At 63.7% G+C, this 14,272-nt stretch carries 14 protein-coding genes and 1 pseudogene; 4 read left to right on the top strand and 11 right to left on the bottom strand.

The window, feature by feature from the left end; translation table 11 throughout:
• Nucleotides 1–28 precede the first annotated feature (28 nt).
• Complete coding sequence (locus JF290_RS02885) at nucleotides 29–1,258, top strand: MFS transporter (RefSeq protein WP_199023250.1); 1,230 nt, start codon at nucleotides 29–31, stop codon at nucleotides 1,256–1,258.
• An 84-nt stretch (nucleotides 1,259–1,342) separates the two neighbouring features.
• Nucleotides 1,343–3,052 carry a methionine--tRNA ligase gene (gene metG, locus JF290_RS02880; RefSeq protein ID WP_199023249.1) on the top strand — a complete coding sequence of 570 codons (1,710 nt, stop codon included), beginning with the start codon at nucleotides 1,343–1,345 and terminating at the stop codon, nucleotides 3,050–3,052.
• Here the strand turns inward: metG and JF290_RS02875 are convergent.
• Genes JF290_RS02875 through JF290_RS02855 form a run of 5 tightly spaced genes read right to left on the bottom strand, consistent with a single transcriptional unit; the run spans nucleotide 3,049 to nucleotide 7,560 of the window.
• A complete protein-coding gene (locus tag JF290_RS02875) occupies nucleotides 3,049–3,639 on the bottom strand; it encodes an ABC transporter ATP-binding protein (protein ID WP_227362928.1) in 591 nt (196 codons plus the stop codon). The two genes, metG and JF290_RS02875, sit on opposite strands and share 4 nt — an antisense overlap.
• Nucleotides 3,636–4,373 (bottom strand): ABC transporter permease, encoded by a 738-nt coding sequence (locus JF290_RS02870; RefSeq protein ID WP_227362927.1) that lies wholly within the window; start codon nucleotides 4,371–4,373, stop codon nucleotides 3,636–3,638. Before JF290_RS02870 ends, JF290_RS02875 begins: the two co-directional genes overlap by 4 nt.
• Nucleotides 4,374–4,389: 16 nt before the next feature.
• Complete coding sequence (locus tag JF290_RS02865; protein WP_199023246.1) at nucleotides 4,390–5,361, bottom strand: ABC transporter substrate-binding protein; 972 nt, start codon at nucleotides 5,359–5,361, stop codon at nucleotides 4,390–4,392.
• A 22-nt stretch (nucleotides 5,362–5,383) separates the two neighbouring features.
• A complete protein-coding gene (locus JF290_RS02860; protein ID WP_199023245.1) occupies nucleotides 5,384–6,364 on the bottom strand; it encodes a YVTN family beta-propeller repeat protein in 981 nt (326 codons plus the stop codon).
• Between the two features lie 8 nt (nucleotides 6,365–6,372).
• A complete protein-coding gene (locus tag JF290_RS02855) occupies nucleotides 6,373–7,560 on the bottom strand; it encodes an ABC transporter substrate-binding protein (RefSeq protein WP_199023244.1) in 1,188 nt (395 codons plus the stop codon).
• 144 nt (nucleotides 7,561–7,704) lie between these two features.
• Here JF290_RS02855 and JF290_RS02850 point away from each other — a divergent pair, with 144 nt between their 5' ends.
• On the top strand, nucleotides 7,705–8,241 hold the full coding sequence (locus tag JF290_RS02850) for an SRPBCC family protein (protein WP_199023243.1): 537 nt from the start codon (nucleotides 7,705–7,707) through the stop codon (nucleotides 8,239–8,241).
• Between the two features lie 266 nt (nucleotides 8,242–8,507).
• Nucleotides 8,508–9,314: a quinoprotein dehydrogenase-associated SoxYZ-like carrier gene (locus JF290_RS02845; RefSeq protein WP_199023242.1), complete on the top strand. Its 807-nt coding sequence runs from the start codon at nucleotides 8,508–8,510 to the stop codon at nucleotides 9,312–9,314.
• A gap of 3 nt (nucleotides 9,315–9,317) precedes the next feature.
• Here JF290_RS02845 and JF290_RS02840 read toward each other — a convergent pair whose 3' ends face one another.
• From JF290_RS02840 to JF290_RS02815, 6 genes and pseudogenes are all read right to left on the bottom strand, one after another.
• On the bottom strand, nucleotides 9,318–9,863 hold the full coding sequence (locus JF290_RS02840; protein WP_233155115.1) for a PQQ-dependent catabolism-associated CXXCW motif protein: 546 nt from the start codon (nucleotides 9,861–9,863) through the stop codon (nucleotides 9,318–9,320).
• The gene (locus tag JF290_RS02835; protein ID WP_199023241.1) at nucleotides 9,860–10,696 is read right to left on the bottom strand and encodes a substrate-binding domain-containing protein; all 837 of its coding nucleotides are present in this window, start codon (nucleotides 10,694–10,696) and stop codon (nucleotides 9,860–9,862) included. Before JF290_RS02835 ends, JF290_RS02840 begins: the two co-directional genes overlap by 4 nt.
• On the bottom strand, nucleotides 10,677–11,213 hold the full coding sequence (locus JF290_RS02830; protein ID WP_199023240.1) for a c-type cytochrome, methanol metabolism-related: 537 nt from the start codon (nucleotides 11,211–11,213) through the stop codon (nucleotides 10,677–10,679). The genes JF290_RS02835 and JF290_RS02830 overlap by 20 nt, the downstream gene beginning before the upstream one ends.
• Nucleotides 11,214–11,290: 77 nt before the next feature.
• Nucleotides 11,291–13,093: a lanthanide-dependent methanol dehydrogenase XoxF5 gene (gene xoxF5, locus JF290_RS02825; RefSeq protein WP_199023239.1), complete on the bottom strand. Its 1,803-nt coding sequence runs from the start codon at nucleotides 13,091–13,093 to the stop codon at nucleotides 11,291–11,293.
• 211 nt (nucleotides 13,094–13,304) lie between these two features.
• Nucleotides 13,305–14,141, bottom strand: a complete 837-nt coding sequence (gene fghA, locus JF290_RS02820; protein ID WP_199023238.1) for an S-formylglutathione hydrolase — start codon at nucleotides 14,139–14,141, stop codon at nucleotides 13,305–13,307.
• A 9-nt stretch (nucleotides 14,142–14,150) separates the two neighbouring features.
• Nucleotides 14,151–14,272: pseudogene (locus JF290_RS02815) on the bottom strand (S-(hydroxymethyl)glutathione dehydrogenase); the annotation flags it as partial.

Below are 14,272 nucleotides of genomic sequence, written 5' to 3'. Positions count from 1 at the left end.
TCGCTTGGCTGCCGCATTGTGGGCGACGATGCGACTGCTGATTTCCTTTGCCGCGCTGTTTCTTTCCGTGGCCCTCCTGCAACTGTCCTCCGGCGGCGTCGGCCCGCTGGATGCCCTGTCGGGGCTGACACTGGGCTTTTCGACCGCCGAGATCGGGATGCTCGGATCGGCCCATTTCCTCGGTTTCTTCATCGGCTGCTGGTGGGCCCCGCGCCTGATGGGCAGCGTGGGCCATTCCCGCGCCTTCGCCGCCTTCACCGCGACCGGGGCCATCGGGCTGCTCGCGCATATGCTGGTCGTGGACCCGTATGCCTGGGCGCTGATGCGGGTCATGACGGGGCTCTGCGTCGCCGGATGCTACACGGTCATCGAGGCCTGGCTGCAATCCAAGGTCACGAACGAGAGCCGCGGCCGCACGATGGGCGCCTATCGCGTGGTCGACATGACCGGATCGCTGGTCGCGCAACTGCTGATCGGGATACTCGATCCGGCCAGCTATGTTTCCTACAACATCCTCGCCATCCTGTGCTGCGCGGCCCTTCTGCCGCTGACGCTGACCACCGTTCAGCAACCCGAAACCCCCGACGCGCCGCGCCTGCGCCCGATGCTCGCGGTGCAGATGTCGCCGCTGGCGGCGGCCGGCGTCGTCGTGGCGGCCCTGTCCTCGGCCTCGTTCCGGATGATCGGGCCGGTCTATGGGCAGGAAGTCGGTCTGACCGCGGCGCAGATCGGCTGGTTCCTCGCGACCTTCGTTCTGGGCGGGGCGCTTGCGCAATACCCGGTCGGCTGGCTGGCGGACCGATATGATCGACGCTGGGTGCTGATCTGGCTGTCCGTCGCGGCGATCGCAAGCTCCATGCTCACGGTCGGCGCCTCCGCGCTCGGCACCACGGGCGTTCTGCTCAGCGTCTTCGTGTTCGGCGCGACCACGTTCCCGATCTATTCGGTGGCCGCCGCCCATGCCCATGACTTCGCCGACAGTTCACAACGGGTCGAGCTGTCCGCGGCGCTGATGTTCTTCTTCGCCCTCGGCGCCATCGCCGCGCCGCAAGTCGCCTCGCTGCTGATCGATCGCTACGGGCCACATGCGATGTTCACCATGATCGCCGTCGGCCACCTGCTGCTGGTGGTGTTCGGCCTGACGCGGATGCGGGCGCGCCCGACGAGCAAGGACCGGACGCCCTACATCTATTCGCCGCGCACCACCTTCACCGTCGGTCGCCTGTTCCGCCGGCAGCGCGACGGCAACGGAGAGTGACGCCCGACCGCTCGCGCCAAAAGACGGGGTGACGGCCCGCACGCCCTGCGCTACACAGCGCCGGACCAGCACGCGGACGGACACATGGCACGCATTCTCATCACCTCGGCCCTGCCCTATATCAACGGGATCAAGCACCTGGGAAACCTGGTCGGCAGCCAGCTGCCGGCCGACCTCTTCGCCCGCTACATGCGCGGGCGAGGCAACGAGGTGCTGTTTCTCTGCGCCACCGATGAGCACGGCACGCCGGCCGAGCTGGCGGCCGCCAAGGCCGGCAAGCCGGTGGCGGAATACTGTGCCGAACTGCACGAGGTACAGGCCGATATCGCCCGCCGCTTCGGGCTGAGCTTCGACCACTTCGGCCGTTCCTCCAGCCCGCAGAACCACAAGCTGACACAGCACCTCGCCGGGGTCCTTGCCGACAACGGCCTGATCCGGGAAGTAAGCGAGAAGCAGGTCTATTCCAAGGCTGACGGTCGCTTCCTGCCGGATCGCTACATCGAAGGAACCTGCCCCAACTGCGGCTACGACAGGGCGCGCGGCGACCAGTGCGAGAACTGCACCAAGCAGCTCGACCCGACCGACCTGATCGAGCCCCGCAGCGCGGTCTCGGGCAGCACCGACCTCGAGGTGCGCGAGACAAAGCATCTCTACCTGCGCCAGTCCGCCCTCAAGGACGATCTGGACAAATGGATCGACAGCAAGACCGACTGGCCGATCCTGACGACCTCGATCGCCAAGAAATGGCTGCATGATGGCGACGGGCTGCAGGACCGCGGCATCACCCGCGATCTCGACTGGGGCATCCCGGTCAAGCGGGGCGACGCCGACTGGCCCGGAATGGAAGGCAAAGTGTTCTACGTCTGGTTCGACGCGCCCATCGAATACATCGCCTGCGCCGCCGAATGGGCCGAGGCGACGGGCAACGACTGGGAGCGTTGGTGGCGCACCGACAAGGGCGCGGGCGACGTGCGCTATGTGCAGTTCATGGGCAAGGACAACGTGCCGTTCCACACGCTCAGCTTCCCCGCCACCCTGCTGGGGTCGGGCGAACCGTGGAAGATGGTCGACCACCTCAAGTCGTTCAACTACCTGAACTACGATGGCGGCCAGTTCTCCACCAGCCAGGGCCGTGGCGTCTTCATGGATCAGGCGCTCGACATCCTGCCCGCCGACTACTGGCGCTGGTGGCTTCTGAGCCATGCGCCCGAAAGCAGTGACAGCGAGTTCACCTGGGAAAACTTCCAGCAATCGGTGAACAAGGATCTCGCCGACGTGCTGGGCAATTTCGTCAGCCGGATCACCAAGTTCTGCCGCTCCAAGTTCGGCGAGACCGTGCCCGACGGTGGCAGCTACGGCGCGCAGGAAGAGACGTTGATCGCGGAACTCACCCGCCGCATCCGCGCCTACGAGGCGCATATGGACACGATGGAAGTGCGCAAGTCGGCACAGGAACTGCGCGCGATCTGGGTCGCGGGCAACGAGTACCTGCAGACCGCGGCGCCCTGGGCAACCTTCAAGGAAGACCCCGAGCGCGCTGCGATGCAGGTGCGGCTGGGCTTGAACCTGATCCGGCTCTACGCGGTGCTGAGCGCGCCGTTCATTCCCGCCGCCAGCGCCTCGATGCTGGAAGCGATGCAAACCGAAGACAGCGCCTGGCCCGAGGATGTCGCGGCAGCCCTCGCGGCCCTGCCCGGCGGGCACGCGTTTTCCGTGCCCGAGGTGCTGTTCGCCAAGATCACCGATGAGCAGCGCGAGGACTGGGAAAGCCGCTTTTCCGGCAGCCGGCCCTAGATCAGGGTCGCGGGCGCGCCGCCGAGGGTCAACACCCGGTCGGCCAGGCGCCGGGCTTCCGCCTCGGCATGGGTGACGAAGATCGTGGCCGGGCGAAACTCGGCGATCAGCGACTCGGTCAAGCCCAGCATCTCGTCGGCGAGCTTGGCATCGAGCGACACGAAAGGTTCATCCAAGATCAACAGATCAGGTCGCGCCGCGAATGCCCGTGCAAGCGACAGCCGGCGCTGCTGGCCCAGCGACAACTGCCCGGGAAACAGGTCAGCCTTGTCATCAAGGCCGACCTTCGCAAGCGCCGCCAGCACGGCAGTATCGCCAAGCGCCGGGTGCACCAGACTGATATTCTGCAGGACCGAGCGCCATGGCAGGAGCGTTGGCTCCTGAAACACGATGGCCAGCGCCTCGGGCCGCTCGATACGGCCGTCGAAATCGGTGTCGATCCCCGCGACGAGGCGCAACAACGTTGTCTTGCCGACCCCGGATGGCCCGCGGATTGCGACGGTTTCGCCCTTGTCCACCGAAAAGAACACATCGCGCAACACCTCGGTCGCGTCAAACGCCTTGCGGATGATGTTGACCCGTATCACGCCGCCCTCCAGCGTCGCACACGACGCTCCCAGGGCTGAAGTAACGTCCATTCCACCAGCAGCATCACCGCGATGAAGGAGAGCGAGTAGATCAGCACGTGCACCACGTCGAAGAGCTGGAAATAGAGGTGGATCTGAAACCCGACGCCGCTGGACCGGCCAAGAAACTCGGCGACGAGGACGATCTTCCAGATCACCGCCACGCCCGATCGCGCCGCCGCCGCGACGAAGGGTGCAAGCTGCGGCATCACCACGTGGCGCAGATATGTCGCCCGCGGCATCCGGTAAACCTGGGCCATCGCCTTGAGATCGGGATCGAGCGCCCGCGCGCCTTCACGCACGATCGTCGTCACGTTGGGGATCTTGTTCAGCGTCACCGCAAGGATCAGCGCGGTCTCGTTCAGACCCACCCAGAGATAGCACAGCACAATCAGCACCAAAGCGGGCAAGTTGAGAAATATCACGAGCCACGGATCGAGCCAGGCATCGACCCTGGGAAACAAGCCCATCACGAGCCCCAACGCCAAGCCGACGGCCATCGCCAAAGCAAAGGCCCAGAGTACCCGGATCAGGGTCATCGCAAGGTGATACGGCAGATCGCCCGACATCACCTCGGCGAGGAACGGGGTGATCAGGGCGCCGGGCATCGGCAGAACTTCGGGATCGTTGCCCAGCCAGGCGGTCAGGATCCACAAGATCAACAGCCCGGTGATGGACGCGAGACGAACGATCAACGGCGCGCCGCCTCCGTCATTGCAGGTCGGCAAAAACGCCGGGTGGCAGTTCCGTGGCCCCACCGACCAGTTTCTCTCCACCCAGGTCCGCCATGAGCCGCAACAGCCTGTCCGCGCTGTCGGCATCCACCGCGGCATCGGCCGGAATTCCGGCGCGGAAATCGTCGCGAAGCGCCAAGAACTGCGCTTCCGTATCGGCGTTCATGCGATCTCTCAGCGGCTCCCACGCCGCATCGTCTTCGGCCAGCAACGACTTGGCGGCCCGCGAGGCCCGGTAGAAAGACGCTGCGAGACCGGGGCTCTCGGCCAAGAACTCCTCTTTCATCACGTAGCCCAGCAAGGGCACCTCGGGATCAAGCCCCAGCGCTGTCGAGGCGTCGGAAACCGACACCAGTTCGCGCATGCCCTCCGCCTTCATCTTGGCGAGGAAATGCCAGAAGTTGATCGCACCGTCGGTATCACCGGACAGCGCAGTCTTGTAGATCAACGGCGGCGCGCCATAGACCTGCTCGGTCGCATCCGCGAGGTCCATGTCATGGACCTGCCGCGCATAGGCCTGCAGGATCAGCCAACTCTTGTCGACCGGGCCGCCGGCGATGCCGATCCTGCGGCCTGCCATGTCGGCAAGGGTCTGTGCATCGCTGTCCGCCGGCACGACCAGGCCACCAACCGCCTTGGAATAAGGAATGAACACGTAGGGCTTCCCAGCGGCGCGCTGGCGTGCGACCCAAATCCAGTCGACAACGGCGGCGTCCGCCTCACCGCCTTCGAAAGCCACCCGCGTCGTGCCGTTGTCGGCAAAGGGCAGTACCTCGAGCTTGAAGCCCTCCACGGCGTCGAACCCGTTGCGCTGGATCGTGTCCAGTTCCCAGTTGACCGTGCCGATCTGCAGCACGGCCACCCGTACGGTCGTGGTTTCGGCCCGCGCCGTGGACGCGGCGATACAGACCGCGACAGCGGTGATAGTCTTTGCAATCCATCCTGGCATGGCTCAACCCCTTGCTTGCGTCTCAGTCGGGCGCGACCACCACGCCCCACGGTTGTTGTCCCACCTGCACCGACTTCAGCGCCTCCTGCTTTTCGACATCGATGATCGTCACATCGTTCGAGTTGCCGTTGGTGGTGATCAGGTACTTCTCGTCCGGCGTGAAGGCCAGCTGCCAGACCCGTTGCCCGACCAGAATGTACTTCGCCACCTCGCCCGAGGCCACGTCGATCACCGCAACCCGGTTCGCGGGCCCAAGAGCGACAAACAACCACTTGCCGTCCGAGGTAACCTTCATGCCCACCGGTTGCAGCCATTCCGGCTGCACGCCCGGAACCTCGAACCCGATCTTCTGAAGCGTCACGGGACCGCCCTCGGCGTTCGGATCTATGACACTCACGGTGCCGCCGATCTCGGAACTCACGAAGAGACGGCTGCCATCACGCGTGTAGACCGCGTAGCGCGGACGCTGATCGACCAGCACGTTGTGCTTGATCTTGTAGTCCGACGTGTCGATGAAATGGGCCATGTTGGTGGTTTCGGACGTGTTGATGACGAACCGCGTGTCCGGGCTGATCGCCATGCCTTCCGGTTCGACGCCCACTGGCACTTCGGCCACGACAGTACGGTTCGCCGTATCGACCACGGTCACCAGGTTGTCATCCTCGTTTGCGATGTAAAGATATTCGCCCGACGGGTGCATCACGAACAGTTCTGGATCGGGCCCCGACGGCAAGGTCCAGAGTTCCTGGTAGGTTTCGGCATCGAAAACACGCACCGTATCGTCATCCGACGCGCAGACATAGAGATGCTTGCCATCCGGGCTGATCCCGATTCCGCGCGGGCGGTTGCCGGCGGGAAACTCGGCCGTGACCTCCCAGGTGTCGCTGTTCAGGACCGTGATCGTATTGCCCTTTTCGTTGCTGACATAAACCTTGTTCGCCAGCGCCGGGGACGCCAGCGGCAGCACGAGGGCAAGAGCGGTCAGGACTCCGTTCGTTTTCATCGGGAACCTCATTGTTGGAAGGCCGTGCAAGCGGATTCGGGCTGGTCCAGCCCGAGCGTATCCAGCGTCGAGCGCTGGTGCAGGTATCCCTCCTGGGGAGAGACGCTGACGGTGATCTTGCTGTCCGTCAACAGGATCGGCTGACGCAGCTGTCCGTTCCAGTCGCGGAAATTGACCGGCCGGCCCTTGAAGGCCGCGAGTTCGAAGGCTTCGCTCAGCATGTAGTCACGCAAGACCGCCGGGTCGTTGCTGTTGGTGCGGATCACGGCTTCGCCGATCACCCGCAGCGCGAGCCACGCCTGATAGTCCTCTTCACGCACATAGCGTGTCGCCAGGCGTTCGAACCGGCGCTGGAACTGCGTCGCGCCCCAGGCTTCGTGCGCGGCGTGGAACGTCACGGGGCGCAGGCCGCCCGAGCCCATCACCGGGCGCGGTTCCCAGGTATGGAACGGCAGGAACAGGCCAAACACGTCGGAGGCATCGGCCGCGATCACGACGTCATGTTCGGCGGCATCCTGCGTGAAGGTGGGAATCTGACGTTGCACCAGGACATGGCCCGTATCGGTGCGACGCGACCCGCCGGTGTCCTCGAACTCGCGATCTTCGACGATCCGTGCGCCGAACTTCGTCGCGGACCTGCGATAGACCTCACCCAGGGCACGGTCCTCGGGATTCGACCCCGAGATCAGGAACCATCGGCGCCACTGTTTCCAGAGCGCGAACTGCGCGACAGCGTCGGCCATCATCGCCTGGCTCGGCGCGACGTGCAGGATGTTGGAGCGGCACTGATCGTCGCGCAGCGCGGTGTCGCGCGCCAGCGCGTTCAAAAGCAGGGCGTCATCCCCCACCCTGTCGGCGAGCGACAAGAGGTCATCGGCCTTCGCCATCACGACGACCAGGCCGATGCCTTTGGCAATCAGGCCATCGAGCGCTGCCGCGGCATCTTCTTGCGTCGTGACGACCTCCTCGACGCTGAACTCCATGCCGAGGAAACCACCAGTGGTCTGGTTGTCCTCGTTGGCGAGAACAGCGCCGGCCAACCCGAGATCGTCGGGGCGTTCGTCAAAGCGTGAGATCGGAAGCAGCGACGGATAATCGACCCGCAACAGGCCGGTTCTGATCTCGAGCGCGCGCGCATCGCCAAGACCCAAGAAACACAGCAGCACGACGGCCAGGCCCACACGAATTCGCATCATCCCTGTCCTCCCTCCCGGGGATAGTGCATCAACTTCCAGGCGAAGAAAAACCGATACTTATGGCTCATTGCGACGGCGCGGCTCGTGGGTACTCTGACGTCGGTCGCAAAGAACACCTGCTGCGCGGCCGATCGGGAGGAGACCATGAAACCACTCGGAACGCTCGCCATCCTGATCGGGCTGGCGGTTCCTGTAGCCGCTGCCGCGCATGGGCCGACCCGGCAGAAAATCACCCTTACCACCGATGTCGCCGCCACACCCGAAGCGGTCTGGGACGTGATCGGCGATTTCCAGGACATGACATGGCATCCGGTCGTCATCGGAACCAAGGGCGACGGCGGCAACGAGATCGACGCGACGCGCGTGCTGACGCTGGGAGCGGAGGATGGGCCCACCATCTCCGAAGTGCTCTACAGGTACAGCGCCGAGAAGATGAGCTATTCCTACCGCATCACCGACGTGAAGGTCGAGGTGCTGCCGGTCACCAACTACTCATCGCACCTGACAGTCAAACCGCTGGAAGGCGGCGGCGCCCAGGTCGAATGGCGCGGCGCCTTCTATCGCGGCTATCCGAACAACGACCCGCCCGAAGACCTGAACGACGAGGCGGCCATAGCGGCGGTCAGCGCCGTCTACCGGGCCGGTCTCGACGCGATCGCGGCCCGGTTTGCAGGCAACTAGAGCGACATGTCTTGCGGTTCTCCCTGCCCTTGTCGCCACCTCAACGGCGGCAGGGGCTTTTTTCGGTTCCGAGAACCGGTGCGGCGACGCAGCGAGAACCGCGAAAAGATTGACGCGGACCCGTTTGGGCGGGCTAGTGTACTGGCCAAGCGATTTTTCCAACAAGGTCGGCGTGCCCCATGCCGCCAACGAGGTGGCGACAGGGGCAGACACGACATCGCAGCATTCGGGCGCATCGTGAACGTCCCGCCAGAAAGGAAGCCAGGATGAGGAAGAGACTGATCGCCACGACGGCCCTGCTGATGTGCGGGCTTGTGCAACCGACGCTCGCGGAGTCCAGCTGGTCCGATTTGCGTAGCGCACTTTATGGCGAAACTGCGCTTCTGTCCGCAGGCGACGCGGTGCGGATCGATACGCCCTATCGCACGATGGACGACGCCCGAACGCGGATCCAGGCCTCCGTCGCCGCGCCGGATGGCACGCAAATCGATCGGATCACCGTCATTCTGGACCAGAACCCGATGCCGGTGTCCGCCGTGTTTGATCTCGCCCGCCCCCTGCCCGCCTTTGCCTTTGATGTGACCATGCGGGTCAACGGGCCGACTCCGGTGCATGTGGTGGCGACGACGACGGATGGGCGTCACCTTGTCAGCGAGACCTTCATCAAGACCTCGGGCAGCGGCGCCTGTGCAGCGCCGCCGGGCACTGATCCGGAGGAAGCCTTGGCGACGTTGGGCCAGATGCGGCTCGACATCACGCACGCGGACCCCGTGACGCGCCTGACCGCGACCGAAGCGCAGCAACGGACGCTGAACGTGTCGATGATGCATCCCAGCCATTCCGGCATGCAGATGGACCAGATTTCTCTTCTTTTCATCCCGATGCGTTATGTTCAAACGCTCGACGTGCAGTTGGACGCCGAGCCCTTCGTTTCGGTGACTGGGAGCATATCGTTGAGCGAGAACCCCGACCTCTCGATTTCGATTCCGGCCGCAGCTCAGACCGTTTCAGTGACTTTGACCGACACGGACGGAACGGTGAACACAGCCCAGGCCTCGGTCGCGGGTCTCTAGGAATCAGCCTCCCGGCTCGGGCGTGACCTCTTCGGTCGGGAGATCGGCGAAGCTCCAGCCATCGGTGCCTTCGGGATACCAGTAGACGGTGCTGTAGCCGTACTCTTCGATGGCGCGCTTGGCCGCGTTCCATGACATCCAGCAATCCTCGAGACAGAAGAACAGCAAGGGCGCGTTCGGATCGCCGTCAGTGATCCGTGCCAGTCCCCCGCGGAAATAGGCATCCGTCACAGGCGCCAGCCCGCCATAGCCCACGTTGGGCAACCAGATGGCGCCGGGGATCGAATGACGCGGTTTCTCTCGCCATATGGTGCCTTCGGGCAATCCATCGGGCTTGGGCGCGCGCGGCATGACGTCGACGAAAGCGGTCTCGCCCGCGCTCCAGAGCGCGTGGGCGGTCGGGGTATCGACCACGGTGCCACCCGCAAGACTGGCCGGCACCGGGGCGCGATAGTGGTCGGAGCGGTACTCGGAAGGTTCCGGCACCGGCTGCGCAAGCACGAGACCGGGGAGACAGGTGATCAGCAGCAGGCAGAGCCGCCAAGTCAATTGCCCTCTCCGAGAAGCCCCGTCCCCATGTCGTTGAGAAGCGGCACACCCGCATCGATCAGGATTGCATTGATCTCGTCCTGGTTACGGCGGATCAGCGAATTGAGCTTGCGTGCCCAGACCCGTTCCCCCTGACGCACCCCCATCGTGATGCGATAGAACAGACGCGGCGGCAGGGTTTCCTTGACCAGCGGCGTCACCGTCATGCCGGGATAGTCCGATTTGACCAGCGGTCCGCTGATCGGACCCCATATCAGGGCGCCGTCGATTTCGCCCGCCTTCAGGTCATCCAGCATGTCGATGATCGGCGATTCATAGCGGCGATCGACCATCAGATCATAGGCGCGCGCTGCCGCGATCAACCCGTTGCGCGCCATGTGCGAGGCCGGGGGCGAGCCCGCGACGACGCCCAGCCTCTTGTCCTTGAGACGGCTGTCAGACAACGTATCGACGCCGTCGATGGTGCTGCCCTCCTGCGTCACCAGCGTGTAGGCCGAGGTGAAATAGTGGTTCGTGTTCAGGACCAGTTCGTGCCCCTGTGCATAGCCGATCACCACGTCGCACTTGTTCGCCCTGAGCGTGTTCCGGATGAAGCCCGTGGCCATCGGATACCAGGTATAGCTGACCGGAAGCTCCAGCTTTTTGGCCATCAACTCGGCGATCCGGTTTTCGTAGCCGGTTTCCTTGTCGTTCGACATCGGATCGTTGGCCGGGTCCGCACAGACGCGAAAAGCGGTCGTGGACACCAGGTCCGATGTCTGGGCGAGCACCGTCGCAGGCAGGCCGAGACCCGCCAGCGCGGCCACGACGTACCTAGCTGCCCATGCAGGCATCTTCGATCTCGCGAATGCTGTCGGTCTTGGCTTCCTTTTTGGCCGGACGCCCCCGCGGTACCGCCTCCATGCCGCGCGCCTTGAGATAGACATAGATGTCGTCGAGATAGCACATGACGTTGGGGTTCTCGCCGAAATGCGGCATCACCGAGTTGCCGACCTGACGACCATTCACCACGACGTCGTAGAAATCGTAGTACCCCATGTGCACTGCCGAGTTCTTCAGCTTCGGCGCATAGGTCGAGCCTTCTCCATCCGGCCCGTGACAGACATGGCATTCCGCATGATAGCGCCTAAAGCCCGAGAAAGTCAGCCAATCTACGGTGCCATCCTCGCCGACATTGTACGTGGGGATGTCGTCTTCGGTGTAATACCGCCCCCCCTCCGAATAAGCCACCGGGACATCCGGGTGATCGGCATTCGGGTCCACGGGCTGGTCGAACCAGTTGGCCGCCAGAACGGTCATCGGCAGGCCCGCCAGCGCGGCGCTTGCAATGAGTCGTGTCAATGTCTTCATATCACTCCCCTGTTTTTCGTGATTGGCGCGGCCCGATCAGGGGCCGCGCCAACCGTCGCCGATGTCTGATCGTCGGATCAGTCCGGCAGCTTGAACACGGTCAGCTGGCCGCCCAGAGCGGTGTAATCGCTGAGCGCGGCATAACCGCCCACGGCACCCAGACCGTCGTTGGGGTTGGTCAGACCAGCCGCCAGACCGATCCCGGCCCAGCCGCCGATGCCCGACAGGATACCGATGTACTGATCGCCGCCATGGGTATATGTCATGACGTTGCCGATGACACCGGACGGGGTCTTGAAGCGATAGAGTTCGTCACCCGTTTCGGCGTCGATCGCCTTCAGGTAGCCTTCGAGCGTGCCGTAGAAGACCACGCCACCGGCCGTCGCCAGCGCGCCGGACCAGACCGAGAACTGCTCGGGGATCGACCACTTGATCTCGCCCGCGAGGTTGTCCCAGGCGATGAAGTTGCCCATGCCGCCATGGCTGTCGGCTGCCGGATACATCGCCAGGGTCGCCCCGACATAGGGCTGGCCGGCGGTGTAGCTCACGCGGAACGGTTCATAGTCCATGCAGACGTGGTTGGTCGGGACATAGAACAGCTGCGTGTCAGGCGAATAGGCTGCCGGTTGCTGGTCCTTGGTGCCGAGCGCCGCCGGGCAGATGCCGGTGGTGTTCACGTCCTCGCCGTTCTGTGCCGTGGAGTACTGAGCCACGACTTCGGGACGGCCATAGGTCTCGCTGTCGGGATCCATGTCGACGCCGGTCGTCCAGTTGACGACGGGGTCGAATTTCTCGGCCACCAGCAATTCGCCCGTCACGCGGTCCATCGTGTAGGCGAGGCCGTTGCGATCGAAATGGGTCAGAAGCTTGCGGGTTTCGCCGTCGATCTCCTGTTCCGTCAGGATCATTTCATTCACGCCGTCATAATCCCACTCGTCATGCGGGGTCATCTGGTAGAACCACTTGGCCACGCCGGTGTCAATATCGCGCGCCATGATCGTCATCGACCAACGGTTGTCGCCGGGCCGCTGCGCCGGGTTCCAGGTCGAGGGGTTCCCGGTGCCGTAGTACATCAGATTCTCTTCGGGATCATAGGAGTACCAGCCCCAGGTAGTGCCCCCACCGATCTTCCACTGGTCGCCTTCCCAGGTGTTCGTACCCGAGTTTTCACCGACCGGCTTGCCGAGATGGGTGGTGTTTTCCGGATCGACGAGGATGTCGCTGTCCGGCCCCATCGAGTAGGCGCGCCAGGCCAAGCTGCCATCGGCGATATTGTACGCGGTCACATGTCCGCGGACACCGAATTCGCCGCCGGAGATCCCGACGATGACCTTGTCCTTCACGGGCAGAACGGTCGCGGTGTTGGTTTCGCCGATCGACGGATCGCCGTTCACGACGCTCCACTCGACCGCGCCGGTCTCGGCGTTCAGCGCGACGACGGTGGTGTCCGCCTGGTGCAGGAAGATCTTGCCGTCGGCATAGGCGACGCCGCGATTCACTGTGTCGCAGCACATCACCGGGATCACGTCCGGGTCCTGCTTGGGTTCGTATTTCCAGACGATCTTGCCGTCATTCGCAAGATCGAGCGCGTAGACGATATTCGGGAACGGCGTGTGAACATACATCATGTCGCCGATCACCAGCGGAGAGCCCTCATGCCCGCGCAGAACGCCGGTCGAGAAGGTCCAGGCAACCTGCAGATCGCCGACATTGTCCGCCGTGATCTGGTCGAGCTTGGAATAGCGCTGGTTCTTGTAGTCGCCTGTCTGGATGGCCCATTGGTTCGGGTCCTCGATCAACTTGGCCAGGTCGTCGTTGGCGAGCGCCATGCCCGTCCACCCGAGCGCAAGGCCGGTCGTTACTGCCAGTAATTTTTTCATGTGTTCCTCCCATGGAATCGGTTTCAAACAACTCTCCCCGGCGTTTGATGCCGGGCTGCCCTCCTCGAAATTGCGTGGCACGATACTTGCCGGTCGCTGGCTCGCGCCTATCTCGATCTCTGTCGTCCTCCTCGCTGTTCCCCTGTCAGCCACAGCCCGCTATCGCGAAGCCGGGCATCTTGTGTCGCCTGTTGCCGGGAAAGACCGAACATCAGTGCAGTCCCGTCCTCAGACGGTCTGCGTGCCATTTGACGTGGTCTCCCGCGAAGCTGGACACGAAGAAATAGCTGTGATCGTACCCCCCCTGCATCCGCAGCACCGCCGACTGCCGACGCAGCGTCGCCGCTTCGGCGAAGGCTTGTGGGCGCAACAGGTCCATGAACTGGTCATCCGCCCCTTGGTCGATCAGGATGTCGCCATGCCAGCCGAGTTCGCCCAGCAGGATCGACGCGTCGTGCTGCGCCCAGGTCGCCTCGTCATCGCCAAGATAGGCACTGAACTGTTTGCGGCCCCAATCCGACTGCGACGGGTTCACGATCGGTGAAAACGCGGACAGCGACTTGAACAGGGTCGGGTTGCGCAGGGCGATGGTCAACGCGCCATGCCCGCCCATAGAATGGCCGGTGATGCCGTGGTTCTCGGTGACCGGAAAGGCGCCCTGGATCAGAGCCCTGAGCTCGTTCACCACGTAATCATACATCTGAAAATGCGGCTTCCAGGGATCCTGGGTCGCGTTGAGGTAAAATCCCGCGCCGACGCCCAGGTCATAGGCCTCGTCATCGGCGACCGCTTCACCGCGTGGCGAGGTATCGGGGAAGACCAGCGCGACGCCGTGCTTTGCCGCGTGTTCCTGAAAGCCGCCCTTGGTCATGGCGTTCTCGTGGGTGCAGGTCAGTCCAGAAAGGTACCACAAAACCGGGACGGACCCGTTGCGCGCCTGCGGCGGCAGGTAGATGCCGAAGGTCATATCCACGCCGCACACATCGGAGCCGTGGGTGTAAACCGCCTGATCTCCTTCAAAGCATCTGTTTCTGGAGACCAACTGCATGACCAGCCCTCAATACTCCACGACCGCACGAATGGATTTTCCTTCGTGCATGAGGTCGAAGCCGTGGTTGATCTGGTCCAGCGTGAGGGTGTGGGTGATCATCGGGTCGATCTCGATCTTGCCGTCCATGT

It is taken from the genome of Sedimentitalea arenosa, assembly GCF_016428585.1.
GTDB lineage: Bacteria > Pseudomonadota > Alphaproteobacteria > Rhodobacterales > Rhodobacteraceae > Sedimentitalea > Sedimentitalea arenosa.
Note: the sequence above shows the minus strand (reverse complement) of the source record. Positions and strands in the feature narration are given on the sequence as shown.

Coding starts and splice junctions, on each gene's coding strand:
- JF290_RS02845 (WP_199023242.1), top strand. CDS start 8,508: ATGAGGAAGAGACTGATCGCCACGACGGCCCTGCTGATGTGCGGGCTT.
- fghA (WP_199023238.1), bottom strand. CDS start 14,141: ATGCAGTTGGTCTCCAGAAACAGATGCTTTGAAGGAGATCAGGCGGTT.
- JF290_RS02850 (WP_199023243.1), top strand. CDS start 7,705: ATGAAACCACTCGGAACGCTCGCCATCCTGATCGGGCTGGCGGTTCCT.
- xoxF5 (WP_199023239.1), bottom strand. CDS start 13,093: ATGAAAAAATTACTGGCAGTAACGACCGGCCTTGCGCTCGGGTGGACG.
- JF290_RS02830 (WP_199023240.1), bottom strand. CDS start 11,213: ATGAAGACATTGACACGACTCATTGCAAGCGCCGCGCTGGCGGGCCTG.
- JF290_RS02860 (WP_199023245.1), bottom strand. CDS start 6,364: ATGAAAACGAACGGAGTCCTGACCGCTCTTGCCCTCGTGCTGCCGCTG.
- JF290_RS02885 (WP_199023250.1), top strand. CDS start 29: ATGCGACTGCTGATTTCCTTTGCCGCGCTGTTTCTTTCCGTGGCCCTC.
- JF290_RS02865 (WP_199023246.1), bottom strand. CDS start 5,361: ATGCCAGGATGGATTGCAAAGACTATCACCGCTGTCGCGGTCTGTATC.
- metG (WP_199023249.1), top strand. CDS start 1,343: ATGGCACGCATTCTCATCACCTCGGCCCTGCCCTATATCAACGGGATC.
- JF290_RS02855 (WP_199023244.1), bottom strand. CDS start 7,560: ATGATGCGAATTCGTGTGGGCCTGGCCGTCGTGCTGCTGTGTTTCTTG.
- JF290_RS02835 (WP_199023241.1), bottom strand. CDS start 10,696: ATGCCTGCATGGGCAGCTAGGTACGTCGTGGCCGCGCTGGCGGGTCTC.